At 68.1% G+C, this 15,993-nt stretch carries 17 protein-coding genes; 9 read left to right on the forward strand and 8 right to left on the reverse strand.

What is annotated here, in order from left to right:
• Window positions 1-344: 344 nt before the first annotated feature.
• Entirely contained in the window at window positions 345-1,046 is a 702-nt protein-coding gene (locus MST3598_RS13105) for a metal-dependent transcriptional regulator (RefSeq protein ID WP_021200007.1), read from the reverse strand.
• Between the two features lie 100 nt (window positions 1,047-1,146).
• Here MST3598_RS13105 and serC point away from each other — a divergent pair, with 100 nt between their 5' ends.
• Window positions 1,147-2,259, forward strand: coding sequence for a phosphoserine transaminase (serC, locus tag MST3598_RS13110; protein WP_029258663.1), 1,113 nt, complete (start codon window positions 1,147-1,149; stop codon window positions 2,257-2,259).
• A 10-nt stretch (window positions 2,260-2,269) separates the two neighbouring features.
• Here serC and MST3598_RS13115 read toward each other — a convergent pair whose 3' ends face one another.
• Window positions 2,270-2,884: a DUF3027 domain-containing protein gene (locus MST3598_RS13115; RefSeq protein ID WP_029258664.1), complete on the reverse strand. Its 615-nt coding sequence runs from the start codon at window positions 2,882-2,884 to the stop codon at window positions 2,270-2,272.
• On the reverse strand, window positions 2,868-3,248 hold the full coding sequence (locus MST3598_RS13120) for a cold-shock protein (RefSeq protein WP_021200010.1): 381 nt from the start codon (window positions 3,246-3,248) through the stop codon (window positions 2,868-2,870). The genes MST3598_RS13115 and MST3598_RS13120 overlap by 17 nt, the downstream gene beginning before the upstream one ends.
• 117 nt (window positions 3,249-3,365) lie before the next feature.
• Between MST3598_RS13120 and MST3598_RS13125 the strand changes: the two genes are divergently transcribed.
• Genes MST3598_RS13125 through MST3598_RS13135 form a run of 3 tightly spaced genes read left to right on the forward strand, consistent with a single transcriptional unit; the run spans window position 3,366 to window position 7,038 of the window.
• Complete coding sequence (locus MST3598_RS13125; protein WP_021200011.1) at window positions 3,366-3,641, forward strand: hypothetical protein; 276 nt, start codon at window positions 3,366-3,368, stop codon at window positions 3,639-3,641.
• 10 nt (window positions 3,642-3,651) lie between these two features.
• Window positions 3,652-5,361 (forward strand): helicase-associated domain-containing protein, encoded by a 1,710-nt coding sequence (locus MST3598_RS13130; RefSeq protein ID WP_029258665.1) that lies wholly within the window; start codon window positions 3,652-3,654, stop codon window positions 5,359-5,361.
• 36 nt (window positions 5,362-5,397) lie between these two features.
• Window positions 5,398-7,038: a DNA repair helicase XPB gene (locus MST3598_RS13135; RefSeq protein ID WP_021199048.1), complete on the forward strand. Its 1,641-nt coding sequence runs from the start codon at window positions 5,398-5,400 to the stop codon at window positions 7,036-7,038.
• A gap of 10 nt (window positions 7,039-7,048) precedes the next feature.
• On the opposite strand, the gene MST3598_RS13140 is transcribed toward MST3598_RS13135, so the two are convergent.
• On the reverse strand, window positions 7,049-8,098 hold the full coding sequence (locus tag MST3598_RS13140; RefSeq protein ID WP_051670945.1) for a CPBP family intramembrane glutamic endopeptidase: 1,050 nt from the start codon (window positions 8,096-8,098) through the stop codon (window positions 7,049-7,051).
• 175 nt (window positions 8,099-8,273) lie between these two features.
• Between MST3598_RS13140 and MST3598_RS13145 the strand changes: the two genes are divergently transcribed.
• From MST3598_RS13145 to MST3598_RS13155, 3 genes are all read left to right on the forward strand, one after another.
• Entirely contained in the window at window positions 8,274-8,966 is a 693-nt protein-coding gene (locus MST3598_RS13145) for a response regulator transcription factor (protein WP_021199050.1), read from the forward strand.
• A gap of 61 nt (window positions 8,967-9,027) precedes the next feature.
• On the forward strand, window positions 9,028-10,722 hold the full coding sequence (locus MST3598_RS13150; protein WP_029258667.1) for a sensor histidine kinase: 1,695 nt from the start codon (window positions 9,028-9,030) through the stop codon (window positions 10,720-10,722).
• A 141-nt stretch (window positions 10,723-10,863) separates the two neighbouring features.
• Window positions 10,864-11,151 (forward strand): WXG100 family type VII secretion target, encoded by a 288-nt coding sequence (locus tag MST3598_RS13155; protein WP_021199052.1) that lies wholly within the window; start codon window positions 10,864-10,866, stop codon window positions 11,149-11,151.
• A gap of 66 nt (window positions 11,152-11,217) precedes the next feature.
• Here MST3598_RS13155 and groL read toward each other — a convergent pair whose 3' ends face one another.
• From groL to MST3598_RS13175, 4 genes are all read right to left on the reverse strand, one after another.
• Complete coding sequence (gene groL, locus MST3598_RS13160) at window positions 11,218-12,837, reverse strand: chaperonin GroEL (protein ID WP_021199053.1); 1,620 nt, start codon at window positions 12,835-12,837, stop codon at window positions 11,218-11,220.
• 124 nt (window positions 12,838-12,961) lie between these two features.
• Window positions 12,962-13,540 carry a LytR C-terminal domain-containing protein gene (locus tag MST3598_RS13165; RefSeq protein WP_021199054.1) on the reverse strand — a complete coding sequence of 193 codons (579 nt, stop codon included), beginning with the start codon at window positions 13,538-13,540 and terminating at the stop codon, window positions 12,962-12,964.
• A gap of 81 nt (window positions 13,541-13,621) precedes the next feature.
• Window positions 13,622-13,879: a DUF3263 domain-containing protein gene (locus tag MST3598_RS13170; RefSeq protein WP_029258668.1), complete on the reverse strand. Its 258-nt coding sequence runs from the start codon at window positions 13,877-13,879 to the stop codon at window positions 13,622-13,624.
• Window positions 13,880-13,888: 9 nt separating this feature from the next.
• Window positions 13,889-14,881, reverse strand: coding sequence for a DUF2332 domain-containing protein (locus tag MST3598_RS13175; protein ID WP_029258669.1), 993 nt, complete (start codon window positions 14,879-14,881; stop codon window positions 13,889-13,891).
• Window positions 14,882-14,952: 71 nt separating this feature from the next.
• On the opposite strand from MST3598_RS13175, the gene msrB reads away from it, so the two are divergent.
• On the forward strand, window positions 14,953-15,357 hold the full coding sequence (gene msrB, locus MST3598_RS13180) for a peptide-methionine (R)-S-oxide reductase MsrB (protein WP_029258670.1): 405 nt from the start codon (window positions 14,953-14,955) through the stop codon (window positions 15,355-15,357).
• Window positions 15,354-15,992 (forward strand): nitroreductase family protein, encoded by a 639-nt coding sequence (locus MST3598_RS13185; protein WP_051670946.1) that lies wholly within the window; start codon window positions 15,354-15,356, stop codon window positions 15,990-15,992. Before msrB ends, MST3598_RS13185 begins: the two co-directional genes overlap by 4 nt.
• The last annotated feature ends 1 nt before the right edge of the window (window position 15,993 follow it).

Here is a 15,993-nt window from a genome sequence, read left to right on the forward strand (position 1 = left end):
GGGCGGGTACGCGGTCTTCAGATGTCTTCTTCGCGGGCGGTTCGATGTCTGCGGCCAAAACTTGGTCCTCCTGGGCCCTCACGCTGTTCGGGTCAGCGCTGGCTCGTCGGCACTCTGCTCTCGTGGCACGAATGTAGCTCGGGTACTTTGTGCGTTCCTGCCGTGAAGACGACGAGCCTGGAAGGCGATCTTCGCGGGTTCATCTCCAGCGGGCTTCTTCGCTGGCGACTTGACCGAGGTTACCGGAAGATAACGATCATGTCACCCTGGGAAACTGGCAATCCTCGCAGAAGCCCGCGACGCCCCGTCTCCGTGGCGGTGTCGCACCCGGTTTCCGCGCGGGATCAGGCCGGTTCGCCCACCAGGAAGATGTGCGATGCCAGCTCCACCGGGAGCTCGAGGCCGTCTTCCTTGCCGTCCATCTGGATGAGCACGTAACCCTCGCTGAAGCGGAAGTCGCCGTGCGCTCCGGGAACGACTCCCGCATCGCGCAGCTGCTCGAGAAGCTCGGGATCGACCTGCGCGGGCTCGGCGAGACGACGGACCGTGCCCTCGACCGGTTCCCCCGCCGCATTGAGACGCTGGACGAGACCGATGACCCCCTCGTCGAAGGTGCGCGCCGGCACGTCGCCGAGCTGGTCGAGACCGGGGATCGGGTTGCCGTACGGCGATTCCGTCGGGTGTCCGAGCAGCTCTACCAGGCGACGTTCCACCTGCTCGCTCATCACGTGCTCCCACCGGCAGGCCTCTTCATGCACGAACGCCCAGTCGAGTCCGATCACATCGGAGAGCAGACGCTCGGCGAGACGGTGCTTGCGCATCACGTCGACCGCCTTGCGACGGCCGGCGTCGGTGAGCTCGAGCGTGCGGTCTTCCGAGACGATGACGAGTCCGTCGCGCTCCATCCGACCGACGGTCTGCGACACGGTCGGCCCCGAGTGGCCGAGGCGCTCGGAGATGCGCGCGCGCAGCGGCACGATGTTCTCCTCCTCGAGTTCGAGGATGGTGCGGAGGTACATCTCCGTGGTGTCGATCAGGTCGGTCATGTGCAGGCCCTCCGAGGTTCTTAGGCAAGCCTACATTCCCGGACCGACATCGGACTCGCTGCGGTCCGGAGACATGCCGGGCGCCCCCTAGAATCGACGCATGGCGATCGAGATTCCCCGTGACCTCCTGCCCATCGACGGCCGCTTCGGCTGCGGTCCCTCGAAGGTGCGCCCTGCGCAGCTCGAGGCGCTGGTCACGTCGGGAGCCTCGATCCTGGGGACATCCCATCGACAGGCGCCCGTGAAGAACCTCGTCGGCAGCATCCGCGAGCAGCTCGCCGCTCTGTTCCGCATTCCCGAGGGATACGAGATCATCCTGGGCAACGGCGGATCGACGGCCTTCTGGGACGCTGCGGCCTTCGGCCTCATCGAGCAGCGCAGCCAGAACCTCGTCTTCGGCGAGTTCGGCGGGAAGTTCGCCGCTTCCGCAGGCGCCCCCTGGCTCGAGGCGCCCGATGTGCGCAAGGCCGAGCCCGGTTCGCTCACCGTCGCCGAGGTCGTGGAGGGCGTGGATGTGTACGCCTGGCCGCACAACGAGACCTCGACCGGCGTCGCCGCTCCGATCCAGCGCATCGCCGCCGACGGCGCCCTGACCGTCATCGATGCGACGAGTGCCGCGGGAGGCATCGACTTCGACGCCGCTCAGGCCGACGTGTACTACTTCGCGCCGCAGAAGAACCTCGGCTCCGACGGCGGCCTGTGGTTCGCCGCGGTCTCGCCGGCTGCCGTCGAGCGCATCGAGCGCATCGCGGCATCGGGTCGCTACATCCCGGAGTTCCTGAGCCTGAAGAACGCAGTCGACAACTCGCGCCTCAACCAGACGCTGAACACCCCCGCGCTCACGACCCTGCACCTCCTCGACAACCAGCTCCGCTGGATCCTCGACAACGGCGGGCTCGGCTGGGCGGCCGCACGCACCTCCGAGTCGTCTTCGGTGCTGTACGACTGGGCCGAGGCGTCTTCGGTCGCCACGCCCTTCGTCACGGACGCGTCGCACCGCTCCCCCGTGGTCGCGACGATCGACTTCGACGACAGCATCGACGCCGCGGCGATCGCCAAGGCCCTCCGCGCCAACGGCATCGTCGACACGGAGCCGTATCGGAAGCTCGGGCGCAACCAGCTGCGGGTGGCGACATTCGTCTCGATCGAGCCGGATGACGTGCGCCAGCTGACCCGATCGATCGAGTATGTCCTGGAGAACCTGGGCGCCTGAGCGCCCGGCGTCACTCCTCCTCGTCGACCTCGCCGGCGTCCTCATCGAGGGCGTCGGCGTCGTCGTCGGACTCTTCGTCTTCCGACTCTTCGTCGTCGGACTCCTCGTCGTCGGCGACGCCCTCATCGAGTTCGTCGATGTCGACGCCGTCCAGGTCGCCGGCGTGCAGGATGTCGGCCTCACCGTCGTCATCGTCATCGTCATCGTCGAGGTCGTCGTCCTCGAGGACACCGTCCTCGTCGGCGTCGAGCGCTTCCTCGCCGGCTGCGTCGTCCCCGGCGGCCGCGGCCGCCTCGGCGAGTTCGACCTGATGCGCGCGGTACTCGGCGAGACGCTCGGCCCACGGCACCCACTCCGGGGCCAGGAGAGCGCCGTCACCGGGAAGGAGCTCGACCTCGAGTACCGTCGGTTCCTCGCCTTCGACGCGAGCGACGGTCACCGTCCAGTACCACCCCGGGTAGCCGGCGAGCCGGTTCTCGAAGCGCAGCGACACCGACCCGTCGTCCTCGGCGAGATATCCGGCGGCGGGGCCGACGGTGGACGCCGGAGTGATCTCGGCCAGCGCGGCCAGCGCGAGATCATGGGCGTCGAGGAGACGCGCGTCGGCGTCAGGCTTCGAGGTCATCAGCGACCTTGCGCAGGACGGCCGCGATCTTGCGACCCTGAGCGGAGGAGGGGTAGCGTCCACGGCGCAGATCCCCGCCGATGCCGTCGAGGAGCTTCACGAGGTCCTCGACGATGATGGCCATGTCGTCAGCCGGCTTGCGCTTGGCCTTCGAGAGGCTGGGCGGCGCTTCGAGCACACGTACCGACAGCGCCTGCAGCCCGCGCTTGCCGTCGGCCACGCCGAACTCCACGCGCGCACCGGCCTTCACCGCGGTGCCGGCAGGCATCGCGGAGGCGTGCAGGAAGACGTCCTGGCCGTCATCGCTGGCGATGAAGCCGAAACCCTTGTCTTCGTCGTAGAACCTGACCTTGCCGGTGGGCATGGGAGAACCTCGCTGAGATCGATATGCAGAACAGTGGACGCGCTCGTGCGCGTGCCCCCAGCCTACCGGTCGCGGCGCGCGCAGAGCAGAAGCCTCAGTGCGAGTAGGCTGATGCGGATGAGCACGCAGAACTCGGAACCGGAGGTTCCCATCCGCCGGCTGGATCGCATCCTGGCGTTCACCGCGCTCGGAATCGCCGCAGCGTCGGTGGTGTGCTTCTTCGCGATCATCATCGGCACGGCGCTCGGGATGGGGCAGGCCGCATTCGGCGAGGGCATCTGGCCCGTGATCGCCGCGATCCCCTATTGGGGACTGCCGGTGGCGTTCCTCATGATCATCACGCTCCTGACGATGAGCTTCATCCGGAAGGGCCGCGCGTCGTCGCGTTCCTGAGGCCACGCCCATGAGCACTCACGCGCGACCGCTGGCCGATTGGCTGGCGGCGGCGCGCGACGAAGACCTCCTCCGCCTCTTCGCGGCACGGGCCGTGCGCGCCGACGCCGCGTGGCACGACTTCTTCGACGCCGCCGAGGCACTGCTCGATCCGGCGTCGCTGTCGCGTGTCCTGCCCGCGCTCACGGCATCCGAAGCGCGCGCGTTGCTCGACGCCGCGTCCGGCCGCGAAGCCGGGCAGGACCGGGAACAGCTGACGGCGCTCGCACTGCTCCGCCCGGACGGCACCCCCTATCCACCGGTCGTGACCGCGATCGCCGGGCGCTCGATCCCCCTCCCGCCCTCCGCGGCACCGGCGTCTCCGTCCTCGGAGGCCGCCGCGGCGCACGCGGCCGAGCGCGCCTTCACGACAGTGGCCGTCCTCGCCGACCTGCTCCTGATCGCGAGGGAGAGCCCCTTCGCCCTCCTCACCGGCGGCGGCGTCAGCGCGGGTGAGAAGCGCCAGCTGGCGGAGGCCGGCGTCCCCACCGAGATCGTCGACACCCTCGCCGCGATCGCCCTCCAGGCCGGGCTCGCCGTGTCCGCGGACCGGCGGCTGCGATCGAGCCAGTCCGCAGAGGAATGGCTGCGTTCGTCGGCAGCGGACCGATGGGCTGTCTTGGTCACCGCGTTCCGGGACGCCCTTCCCCGTGGTGTCCGTTCCGCAGGCGGCGGATGGGTTCCTCCGGAGGCCTGGCCGTTCGCCCACCCCTGGGATCCCACCTGGGCCGAGCATGCGCACGTCCTGCAGGATGCGGCCGCGCTCCTCGGCCTGATCGCCGAAGACGGCACCGAACCCGCATGGGCGGTGAGCCTGCGACGCGGAGGCGACGCGGAGGCCGAGGCTCTCGCGCGACTGCTGCCGGCCGAGGTCGATCGCATCTTCCTGCAGAACGACCTGACCGCGATCGCACCGGGTCCGCTGCAGCCGGCGCTGGATGTGCGGCTGCGCACGATCGCCGCCCGTGAGTCCGCGGCCCAGGCGTCGTCGTACCGTTTCACCTCCGAGTCCGTGGCGCACGCGTTCGTCGCCGGCGAGACCGAGGCGTCGATCCTCGATTTCCTCACCTCCGTCTCCCTCACGGGAATCCCGCAGCCCCTCGGCTACCTGATCGCGCAGACAGCGCAGCGTCACGGACTGGTCCGCGTCTCGACGGACGACGAGACCGGCCGCACGCGGATCGAGAGCTCCGACGCTCACCTCATCCAGGCGATGGCGGTGGACCAGTCGCTGCGTCCGCTGGCTCTGTCGGCGCATCTCGATTCCCTGACCACACGCGTCGGACGCGACACGGTGTACTGGGCTCTCACAGACGCGCGGTACCCCGCGACGCTCGTCGGCCCCGACGGATCCCTCCTGGTGCGGGAGCGCCACCCTGCTCCCCCTGCCCCCGCTCCGAGCGGAGACTCCACCGACCTCATGCCGCTGATCACGCGGCTCCGGTCCCACCAGGGGCCCGATGCCGACGCCGCGTGGCTCGACCGCGAGCTCGAAGCGGCCGTGCGGGCGAAGTCGGTCCTCGAAGTCACGGTGGGGATGCCGGACGGGTCCACCCGACAGCTCCTCCTGGAAGCGACCGGGATGGGCGGTGGCCGACTCCGCGGGCGCGACCGTGCAGCCGATGTCGAACGGACACTTCCCGTGTCGAGCATCCTCACAGCGACGATCGTCGCGTCATAGGCCTCGCACCCCGCACGACCGCTAAACTGGTGAGCTATGTCTGATGGCCCCCTGATCGTCCAGAGCGATCGCACCGTGCTGCTCGAAGTCGCCCATGCCGATGCCGAGAGCGCCCGGCATGAACTGGCGATCTTCGCCGAACTGGAACGGGCTCCCGAGCACATCCACACGTACCGGATCACGCGTCTGGGTCTGTGGAACGCCCGCGCCGCAGGGCACACCGCCGAGGACATGCTCGAGACTCTGGACCGCTGGTCGCGCTTCCCGGTGCCCCCCTCGGTTTCCGTCGATCTGCGCGAGACCGTCAACCGTTACGGGCGTCTGGTCATCGAACGCGATGAGGAGGGAACGCTCATCCTGCGCTCCTCCGATCCCGCGGTGCTGGCGCAGGTCGCGAACAACAAGCGCATCCAGCCGCTGCTCATCGGGCACCCGACACCGGAGACGTTCGTCGTCGATGCCTGGGCGCGCGGGCAGATCAAACAGGAGCTGTTGAAGATCGGCTGGCCCGCCGAAGACCTCGCCGGGTACACCCCGGGCACCCCGCACGACATCGACCTCGCCGAGGACGGCTGGCACATCCGTCCCTACCAGCAGGATGCCGTCGACGCCTTCGCGAAGGACGGATCGGGCGTGGTCGTGCTGCCCTGTGGTGCCGGCAAGACGATCGTGGGCGCCGGCGCGATGGCCGCGACCAAGACGACGACGCTGATCCTCGTCACGAACACGGTGTCGGCGCGGCAGTGGCGCGACGAACTGCTCAAGCGCACCAGTCTGACCCCCGAGGAGATCGGCGAGTACTCGGGCCAGGCGAAAGAGGTCAAGCCCGTCACCATCGCGACCTACCAGATCCTCACCGCGAAGCGCAAAGGCGAGTACGCCCACCTGGCGTTGCTCGACGCGCTCGACTGGGGGCTCATCGTGTACGACGAGGTCCACCTACTCCCCGCGCCGGTTTTCAAGCTGACCGCCGACCTGCAGGCGCGCCGCCGCATCGGCCTCACCGCCACCCTCGTGCGCGAGGACGGTCGCGAGGGCGACGTCTTCAGCCTGATCGGCCCGAAGCGCTTCGACGCCCCCTGGAAGCAGATCGAAGCGCAGGGCTTCATCTCCCCCGCCGCCTGCTACGAGGTGCGCGTCGATCTGCCGCCGGACGACCGGCTCGAGTACGCCGCGGCGACCGACGATGAGCGGTATCGTCTCGCGGCGTCCGCCCCGGCGAAGGTCCAGGCCGTGCGCGAGCTCATCGCGAAGCACGAGGGCGAACGCATCCTCGTGATCGGGCAGTACCTCGATCAGCTCGAGTCGCTCTCCGAGGCCCTGAACGCCCCGCAGATCACCGGCGCGACCCCGGTCGACGAGCGCGAAGAGCTCTACCGTGCGTTCCGTGAAGGCGACATCTCGCTGCTCGTGGTGTCGAAGGTGGCGAACTTCTCGATCGACCTCCCCGAGGCTTCCGTCGCGATCCAGGTGTCCGGGTCGTTCGGATCGCGTCAGGAGGAAGCCCAGCGTCTGGGCCGCCTGCTGCGCCCGAAGCAGTCGGGCCACACCGCGAGCTTCTACACCCTCGTGGCCCGCGACACCATCGACCAGGACTACGCCCAGAACCGTCAGCGCTTCCTGGCCGAGCAGGGCTACAGCTACACGATCATGGACTCGGACGCGATCGCCGCCTGACCTCGGGAGATCATGCTCCGGTGGTGCGGCCGTGCAGTACGCCGCCCAGTCGATGGGTTCCGAGCACTCCGGCCGGCGCTGATGCGGCCCGGGCCGTGCGTGCGATCCCGAGCCTTGCAGCCCAGCGGTCGGCGAGCAGGGCGTAGATGACCATGGCCAGTGCCGAGGCGAGCAGGTCGACGGCGGTCCCCGAAGTCGCGTTGGCATCGACCAGCGTGACGGATCCGAGCAGGAAGATGAGCACGTTGTTGACGATGTGCAGGGAGATCGCGGCTTCGAGTCCCCCCGTACGCCAGGTCAGCCAGGCGGCGACGATCGCGAACATGCCCACGCTCGCCGCACCCCAGATGTCGTAGCCGTGACCGAGCACGAACAGCGGCACGGGCAGCAGGATCGCGAAGGCGGGATGACGGAGCCAGCTCCCGACCAACTGCATCAGGTATCCGCGGAACACATACTCCTCCGCGGCGGCTTGAAAAGGGATGAGCAGCAGCACGAGCAGCACCATCGTCCAGAGCCCGGGGTGGGAGAAGTCCGCGACGACCGCATCGCCGCTCAGGGCCGACCAGCCCAGCACCACAGCGAAGTAGACGGCGAACACGGCGAGCGCCAGCAGCAGGCTCTTTCCGAGCCACCCCATCCGCAGCCGTCCGGTGACCGATGACAGCAGCCCCACACCGCGACCCTCCACCATGCGCGAGGCCAGCAGCAGTGCGGGGATCATCAGGATCAGCGGCAGCACCAGTGCGACGAGCAGCCACGGCCGGTCGAGGTCGAAGAACTGCGAGGTGGTGAGGAGCGTCTGCGATTCGACACCCCACCCGGGGACGAACATCGACACGATGGCCAACGGCACGATCACGATCACGAGGATCGCGACGTAGAGGGCGATGCCGACGAGTCCGGTCAGCAGCATGCGCCACCAGCGATACCGCGGACGCAGATGCGCCAGTCGATGATAGGCGACCTGATCGACGTCAGGCGGGTCCGGCGGGGCGACGGGGCTTCCGGGGGCTTCAGGGCTTCCGGGGGCGACGGTGACGTCCTCGTACCAGCTCATGCATCGATCCTCTCCCGTGCACCTGTGCGGCGCATCCACCCCCGGGACGATCTCACTCCTCCGGACTGCGCACACAGCATCGGAGGATGCGTACGCACGCTTCCCGAAGGGGCGACTCCACGCCGTTCCGCACAATAGTCAGCATCCCCATGGCCGAAGTCACCATAATGGGGACATGACTGCTCCGCGCATCCTGGTCGTCGACGACGAACCCAACATCCGCGACCTGCTCTCCACGGGTCTCAGCTTCGCCGGATTCCAGGTGAAGACGGTCGCCAACGGCGCCGCCACGATCTCGGCCGTCCTCGAAGAGGAGCCCGACCTCATCATCCTGGACGTCATGCTGCCCGACATGAACGGGTTCAGCGTGACCAAGCGCCTCCGCGGCGCGGGATTCACGGCGCCTATCCTGTTCCTCACGGCGAAGGACGGCACCGAGGACAAGATCGAGGGACTCAACGCGGGTGGCGACGACTACGTCACCAAGCCCTTCAGCCTCGACGAGATCGTCGCCAGGGCTCAGGCCATCCTCCGCCGCACGATGCAGGCCGACGAGGAGTCGATCATCCGCGCCGGCGAGCTGTCCATGGACCAGGACACGCATGACGTTCATGTCGGCAAGGAACCGATCGAGCTGAGCCCGACCGAGTTCAAGCTGCTGCGCTACCTGATGCTCAACCCCAACCGCGTGCTGTCGAAGGCGCAGATCCTCGACCACGTGTGGGAGTACGACTTCAACGGTGACGCCGGCATCGTCGAGAGCTACATCTCCTACCTGCGTCGCAAGATCGACCCGCACACCGAGGAGTCGCTCATCCAGACCAAGCGCGGCTTCGGCTACATGCTGAAGGTCGGCAAGACGGTCTGACGACCACCGCACCACCAACGACGCCGCCTCGCGGCGCAGCCGCCGCACCGGGGAGGACCGCATGGCGCACAAGCCCGATGCGGTCACCAGCTGGTGGCGGCGCATCAGCCTTCGGGCCAAGGTCACCGGCGTCACGGTGGCGGTGCTGGCGCTCGGGCTGCTCGTCGCGGGTATCGGCACGGTGCCGATCCTGCGCAACGCCCTGGTCGCGAACATCGATGCCCAGTTGCCCGCCCTGGTCTCGAGCGATCTCGTCGACCGCTACTTCGACACGGTGACGGTCGACGGCGTCACCACCTACAGCCCGCGCGATGAGCAGCCTCGAGACTTCTCCTTCGCGATCTACGATGCGACGGGTGAACTCCGCGCCACGGCACGAGGCACTTCAGGCCAGGCGCCTCTCTTCCCCTCGCAGTACTCGCTCGCGAAGGCGACCGCCAACACGGATCAGATCCCGCTCGAGATGACGGGAGCCGAAGGCGAGCTGTTCCACGCGGCGGTCGCCGTCGTCCCCTCGGAAGGCGGTGTCCTGCGCATCCAGTTGGTCGCTCTTCCTCTCGCACCCGCCGATCGCATCATCAGCCAGTACTTCGGCATCTACATCTCGATCGCCCTGATCACGATCCTGATCGCCGCACTGCTCACGCGCGGGCTCGTGACACTCACGTTCCGCAGGCTCGGTCAGGTCGAGGCCACCGCCATGTCGATCGCGGCCGGCGACTTCCGGCAGCGGCTGACCGACCTCGAGCCGACCACCGAGGTCGGCCGGCTGAACACCGCCATCAACACGATGCTCGACCGGGTCGATCGCTCGCTCGCACAGCGGGACCGCACCGTGCAGCACATGCGGCGCTTCATCGGCGATGCGAGCCACGAGCTGCGCACCCCCCTGGTGAGCGTGCGCGGCTACGCGGAGCTCTACCGCATGGGCGCGATCAAGGGCGAGGAGGACACGGCGCGGGCCATGGAGCGCATCGAGAAGGAAGCGATCAGGATGGGGGTCCTGGTGGAGGACCTCCTCGCTCTCGCCCGGCTCGACGAGGAGCGCGAACCGGAGATCGTCCCCCTCGACCTACGGCCGATCGCGCGGGATGCAGCGCTCGATCTGCGTGCCGCGGCCCCCGGCCGGACCGTGACGGTGATCGACCGCACCGCGGACAGCAAGACCGCGGTACCTTTGCACGAGATCCCACCTCTCCAACCACCGCAGCCGCCGACGCCGCGAGGCCTCTCCCGAGCCACGCTCTCGCGTCTTCGCCGTCGCCCTCGGCAGCCGGACCAGACTCCCGCGATCGACTTCACCGAAGTTCCCGATCTGCCCGTGCGCACCCCGCCGATCGTGCTCGGCGAAGAGAACAAGGTCCGCCAGGTCGTCACGAATCTCCTGGGCAATGCGCGCCGCTTCTCCCCCGAGGACGGGCCGATCGAGATCGTGGTCGACTCCGACCGGGCGGCCGGCACCGCGAGCATCGCGATCGTCGATCACGGCGAGGGCATCCCGCCGCAGATCCGGGAGCAGATCTTCGAACGCTTCTGGCGTGCCGACACCTCCCGCGCGCGGGAGACCGGAGGCTCCGGCCTCGGACTCGCGATCGTCGCGTCGATCCTGAAAGCGCTCCACGGCGGCGTCGATGTATCGGAGACTCCGGGTGGGGGTGCGACGTTCACTGTGACTCTCCCGCTCGCACCGGCGCGCGCCACGCCTGCGCATCTCCTCGAAGACACGCAGCCTCTGGATCGACTCGACCTGCCGTAGCGGCCGTTCCGACGCCGGGCGCTCTCTGCACCGCCTGCCCGGCTGCCCCGTTGCTCACAGCGCACGGGATGACAGCGACCCGGAGAGGATACGGACGCCGACGCTCGCTTAGCCTCGGAACCCCTACGAGAAGGAGTTCCCATGTCTGTCTTCACCGTCGACACCGAGGCCGTCTACGCGGCCCACGGCGCCACCCGCGCAACGATCGAGCGCTTGCAGGGCGAGTCCGCGACTCTGATGGCGCAGCTCCGACAGCTGCAGTCGACGTGGTCCGGCACGGCATCCCATGCTTTCCAGACGTGCGCCGAGCAGTGGCAGGGCGCGCAGCTCCATGTGGAGCAGGTGCTCGAATCGATCGGAACGTCGCTCGGCGCGGTCGCGACCCAGTACGCAGACGCCGATCAGTACTCGGCCAGCCTGTTCCGCTGACGCAGACGCGTATCGACGCAGAACGCCCCCGGCCGAAGCCGGGGGCGTTCTGTCATGAGAGCAGGATCAGAAGTCCATGCCACCCGACGGGTCACCCATGGGAGCAGCGGCCTTCTCCGGCTTGTCAGCGACGACGACCTCGGTGGTGAGGAACAGCGCCGCGATCGAGGCTGCATTCTGCAGCGCCGAGCGGGTCACCTTCGCGGGGTCGATGATGCCGGCGCCGAACATGTCGACGTACTCTCCCGTAGCCGCGTTCAGGCCCTGCCCCGCGGGGAGCTCGGCGACCTTGTTCGCGACGACACCGGCCTCGAGACCGGCGTTCAGCGCGATCTGCTTCAGCGGAGCCTGGATCGCGACGCGGACGATGTTCGCGCCGGTCGCCTCGTCACCCGTGAGCGAGAGCGCGTCGAGCGCCTTCGTTCCGGACTGGATGAGCGCGACGCCACCACCGGGGACGATGCCCTCCTCGACGGCCGCCTTCGCGTTGCGGACAGCGTCCTCGATGCGGTGCTTGCGCTCCTTGAGCTCGACCTCGGTCGCGGCTCCGGCCTTGATGACGGCCACACCACCGGCGAGCTTCGCCAGGCGCTCCTGCAGCTTCTCGCGGTCGTAGTCGCTGTCGGTGTTCTCGATCTCGCGACGGATCTGCGTGACGCGACCCTCGATCTGGTCTGCCTCACCAGCACCCTCGACGATCGTGGTCTCGTCCTTGGTGACGATGACCTTGCGCGCACGACCCAGCAGGTCGAGCGTGGCGTTCTCGAGCTTGAGGCCGACCTCTTCGGTGATGACCTGTCCACCGGTGAGGATCGCGATGTCCTGCAGCTGCGCCTTGCGGCGGTCGCCGAAGCCGGGAGCCTTGACGGCGACCGACTTGAAGATGCCCTTGAGCTTGTTCAGGACGAGCGTCGCGAGAGCCTCGCCCTCGACGTCCTCGGCGATGATGACGAGCTCCTTGCCGTCCTGGATCACCTTGTCGACGATGGGCAGGAGGTCCTTGATGTTGGAGACCTTCTGGTTCGCGATGAGGATGTACGGGTCCTCGAAGACAGCCTCCTGGCGCTCCGGGTCCGTGACGAAGTACGGGTTCAGGTAGCCCTTGTCGAAGCGCATGCCCTCGGTGAGCTCGAGCTCGGTACCGAACGTCTGCGACTCCTCGACGGTGACGACGCCTTCCTTGCCGACCTTGTCGATCGCCTCGGCGATGAGCTCGCCGATCGCGGGGTCAGCCGCGGAGATGGAAGCCGTGGCAGCGATCTGCTCCTTCGAGTCGATCTCCTTGGCGCTGGCGAGCAGCTCCTCGGTGATCGCGGCGACGGCCTTCTCGATGCCGCGCTTGAGCGAGATGGGGTCGGCGCCGGCTGCGACGTTGCGCAGACCCTCGCGGACCAGAGCCTGAGCGAGGACCGTGGCGGTCGTGGTGCCATCACCTGCGACGTCGTCGGTCTTCTTGGCGACCTCCTTGACGAGCTCCGCGCCGATCTTCTCGTACGGGTCGTCCAGCTCGATCTCCTTGGCGATGGAGACACCGTCGTTCGTGATCGTGGGGGCTCCCCACTTCTTCTCGAGAACGACGTTGCGGCCACGCGGGCCGAGGGTGACCTTGACCGCGTCGGCGAGGATGTTCAGGCCGCGCTCGAGGCCGCGGCGGGCCTCCTCATCGAAAGCAATGATCTTTGCCATGAGTTTTTTCGTCCCTCCTGGACGTAGACGTTGGGTTTAGCACTCAGAGTAAGAGAGTGCTAACGCCATTCTGGCACTCGACACCTTCGAGTGCAAGCCGCCGGAGGAGTGGCGCACGCGGAGGTCAGGGGGCCGGGGTCTCCCCGGGCGTCTCGGGCGCGGAACTCGATCGATCGAGGCCGATCACCACCGTGAACTGCTTCAGACCGTCCTCCGTCTGACCGGAGTAATAGTCGCTCTGCTGCACGGCAGCGCCACCGAGGAGGTTCGCCAATCCGATCGCGGCGAGCTCATCCTCATCGTTGACGTAGAAGACGGTGGTGGTGGCGAAGTCCTGACTCGAGCTGTCTCCGGCGAAGACGATGTCCGGCGCCCATCCATTGTTGACGAGGACGTCCCGCATCTGCGTGTCGAGCCCCTCGTCCGGCGTGCCGTTGAGGATCATCACGGAGACCGAGGTGTCCACCACACCCGTCTCGACCGGAGTGGGGACCGGCGTGGACGCCGCCTCGGGAAAGAGCGAGATGCGCCCCATCACCACGAGGGAACCGAAGATCCCGGCGATGATGAGGACGAGGGCGGCGACGAAGGACCAGAGCAGCACGACCCAGCCGTTCATCCCCGGAGCTTCGGCGCGATGCGCTCCCACACGTCCGGAGGAACGGGGAACGTCATCGAAGCGATCGCGGGAGGGCTTGGACACCCCTCGATGCTAGCGTCACCTTCCTGGCATTCCGATCCGCGGCGCGGAACACCCGATTCGGGAAGCCGCCGACGGCTCTTCTCAGCCGACGAAACCCGGTGTGCGAGCCGAGCGCTGCCTGGCGCGTGAATCCCGGATGCGGCGCAGCCGCCGCACCAGCATCGGATCGTACGCCAGAGCGGCTTCCGACTCGATGAGCCGCCCGAGGAGCTGGTAATAGCGGGCCGAACTCATGCCCAGCTGGGCGCGGATGACTTCTTCCTTGGCTGAGCCGTGCCGCGGCCAGGCGACCTCGATGGCGAGGATCGCGCGATCGCGCTCCGTCAGGTCTCCGAGCATGAGTCCAGGTTAGGACGCGACGGTCGAGGGAGACGTTCGCCACTCCCACCAGCCTCCGAGGGGATCGGCGGCGGCGCGCACCCTCCCGTCGATGGCGACGACGAAGCCCGGCCAGCCGTCCGCATCCACCGACGGCACCCAGACGTCGAGCGCGCCCGGCGGATCGATCGTGATCCAGCGGGCGTCCAGCGCGGCTATGCGGGCGACCAGTGCGTTCCGCTGCGCTCGCGGGATGTGCACCAGCACTCCGGGCGTGGTGATGACGAGCGTGGCATTCCCAGGCGCGTCAGCCGCCAGGGCATCGATGCGTTCCAGAGCGTCTCCGACGAGGAGCAGTGCGGGATCGGAGGCCGCAATCTCGAGCGCAGCATCGATCCGCTGCTCCCGTCCCTCCTCACCCGGCCACACGAGTCCCCGCAGCCATCCCCGGTCACGTGGGTCGGCCGCGTCGAGCGGCGCCAGATCGATGCCCGCTCGCCACACCACCTGCGGCATCCGCAGCGGGGGCATCGCGCCGGTCACCCGGCTCTCCAGCACGACGGTCGACGGTCCCTCCACGGGATCAAGGCCGACGCGGAGCGCACCCTCTTCATCGACGAAGCGGTACGAGTACCTGTCGGGATAGAGACACAGCCCGGCGGAGGCTCCGATCTCGAGCAACGCGATCGGACCCTCGATCTCAGACAGCACAGGAAGCAGCGCGGCGAGGCGCAGCGGTTCGTTCGTCTGCAGGCTGCGACGGGCGCATTCCGCCACCACCTCGTCGGCGTTGCGCAGCACGAAGTCCCGCCACTGCGGATAACCGGCGAGCTCGGCCCCGAGCAGACGGGTGACGGCGAACACGAGGGGCGGCTGCCTCCGGGTCTCGGGAATCCGCAGCAGGATGCGCCTCACCTCGACATCGGCCGCCACGCCGGCCGCCCATTCCGCGTACAGCGCGCTGCGGCCGGGGGCCTCGTCACGGGCGAATCGTGCGTATCGTTCCTGCACGGCATCCGTCATGCGTCCATTCTGACCCGGAGCACCCGATACCCCGTCGCACGGGGGAGAATGGACGGGACTCAGGAGGACACATGTCGTACAGCGTGGACAAGACCGAAGAAGAATGGCGCGAGGAGCTCGGCGAAGAGCAGTACGCGGTGCTGCGCCAGGCCGCGACCGAGCGGGCCTGGACCGGCGAGCTGCTCGACGAGGAGCGTGCGGGCCTGTACACCTGTGGCGCATGCAATGCGGAGCTCTTCAAGAGCGGCACGAAGTTCGACTCCGGATGCGGATGGCCGAGCTTCTACGAGTCGATCCGCCCCGATGCGGTCGAACTCATCGAGGACGACAGCCTCGGGATGGTGCGCACCGAGGTGCGCTGCGCCAACTGCGGATCGCACCTCGGCCATGTCTTCCCCGACGGATTCGGCACGCCGACCGGCGACCGCTACTGCATGAACTCGATCGCACTGAACTTCACTCCCGAAGCCTCGTGAGCGCCCTCGACGCCGTCCTGGCACGGCAGTCCTGGTCGAAGGTCGAAGACACCGCGCCGACTCGCGACGAACTGCTCACGTTGGTCTCGGCGGCCGGCCGTGTGGCCGATCATTCTTCTCTGCGCCCCTGGCGGCTGATCGAACTCCGCGGCGCGGATCGCGAGGTGCTGGGCGCGGCGATCGCCGAGGCCCAGGGCGACTCCTCGCCCTCGTCGAAGCCGCTTCGTGCCCCTCTGCTCATCGCCGTCGTCGCCAGTTACCGGAAGAGCGAGAAGGTACCCCGTTGGGAACAGGAGGCCGTCGCCTCCGGTGTCGCCCACATGCTGAGCCTGCTCCTCGACGAAGCGGGGTGGGGCGTCATCTGGCGCACCGGCCACTACACGCGCGCGAAGGCGGTCGCCAGAGCTCACGGCCTCGCCGAGAACGAGGAGCTCCTCGGCTGGCTGTATGTGGGAGGCAAGCCCGAAGACAAGAAGCCCGGTCGGCGCAAGTCCGTCGATGCACGCACACTCGTCACGCGCATGCCGCACGCGAATACCGAGAATGCCCCGAAGACGGCGACGACCACCGAGAAGGTGAAGAAGGTGAAGAAGGCCAAGAAAGCGGAGAAGTCGAAGAAGGCCGAGAAGAGGTAAC

The sequence above is a fragment of the Microbacterium sp. TPU 3598 genome, from assembly GCF_002356155.1.
GTDB lineage: Bacteria > Actinomycetota > Actinomycetes > Actinomycetales > Microbacteriaceae > Microbacterium > Microbacterium maritypicum_A.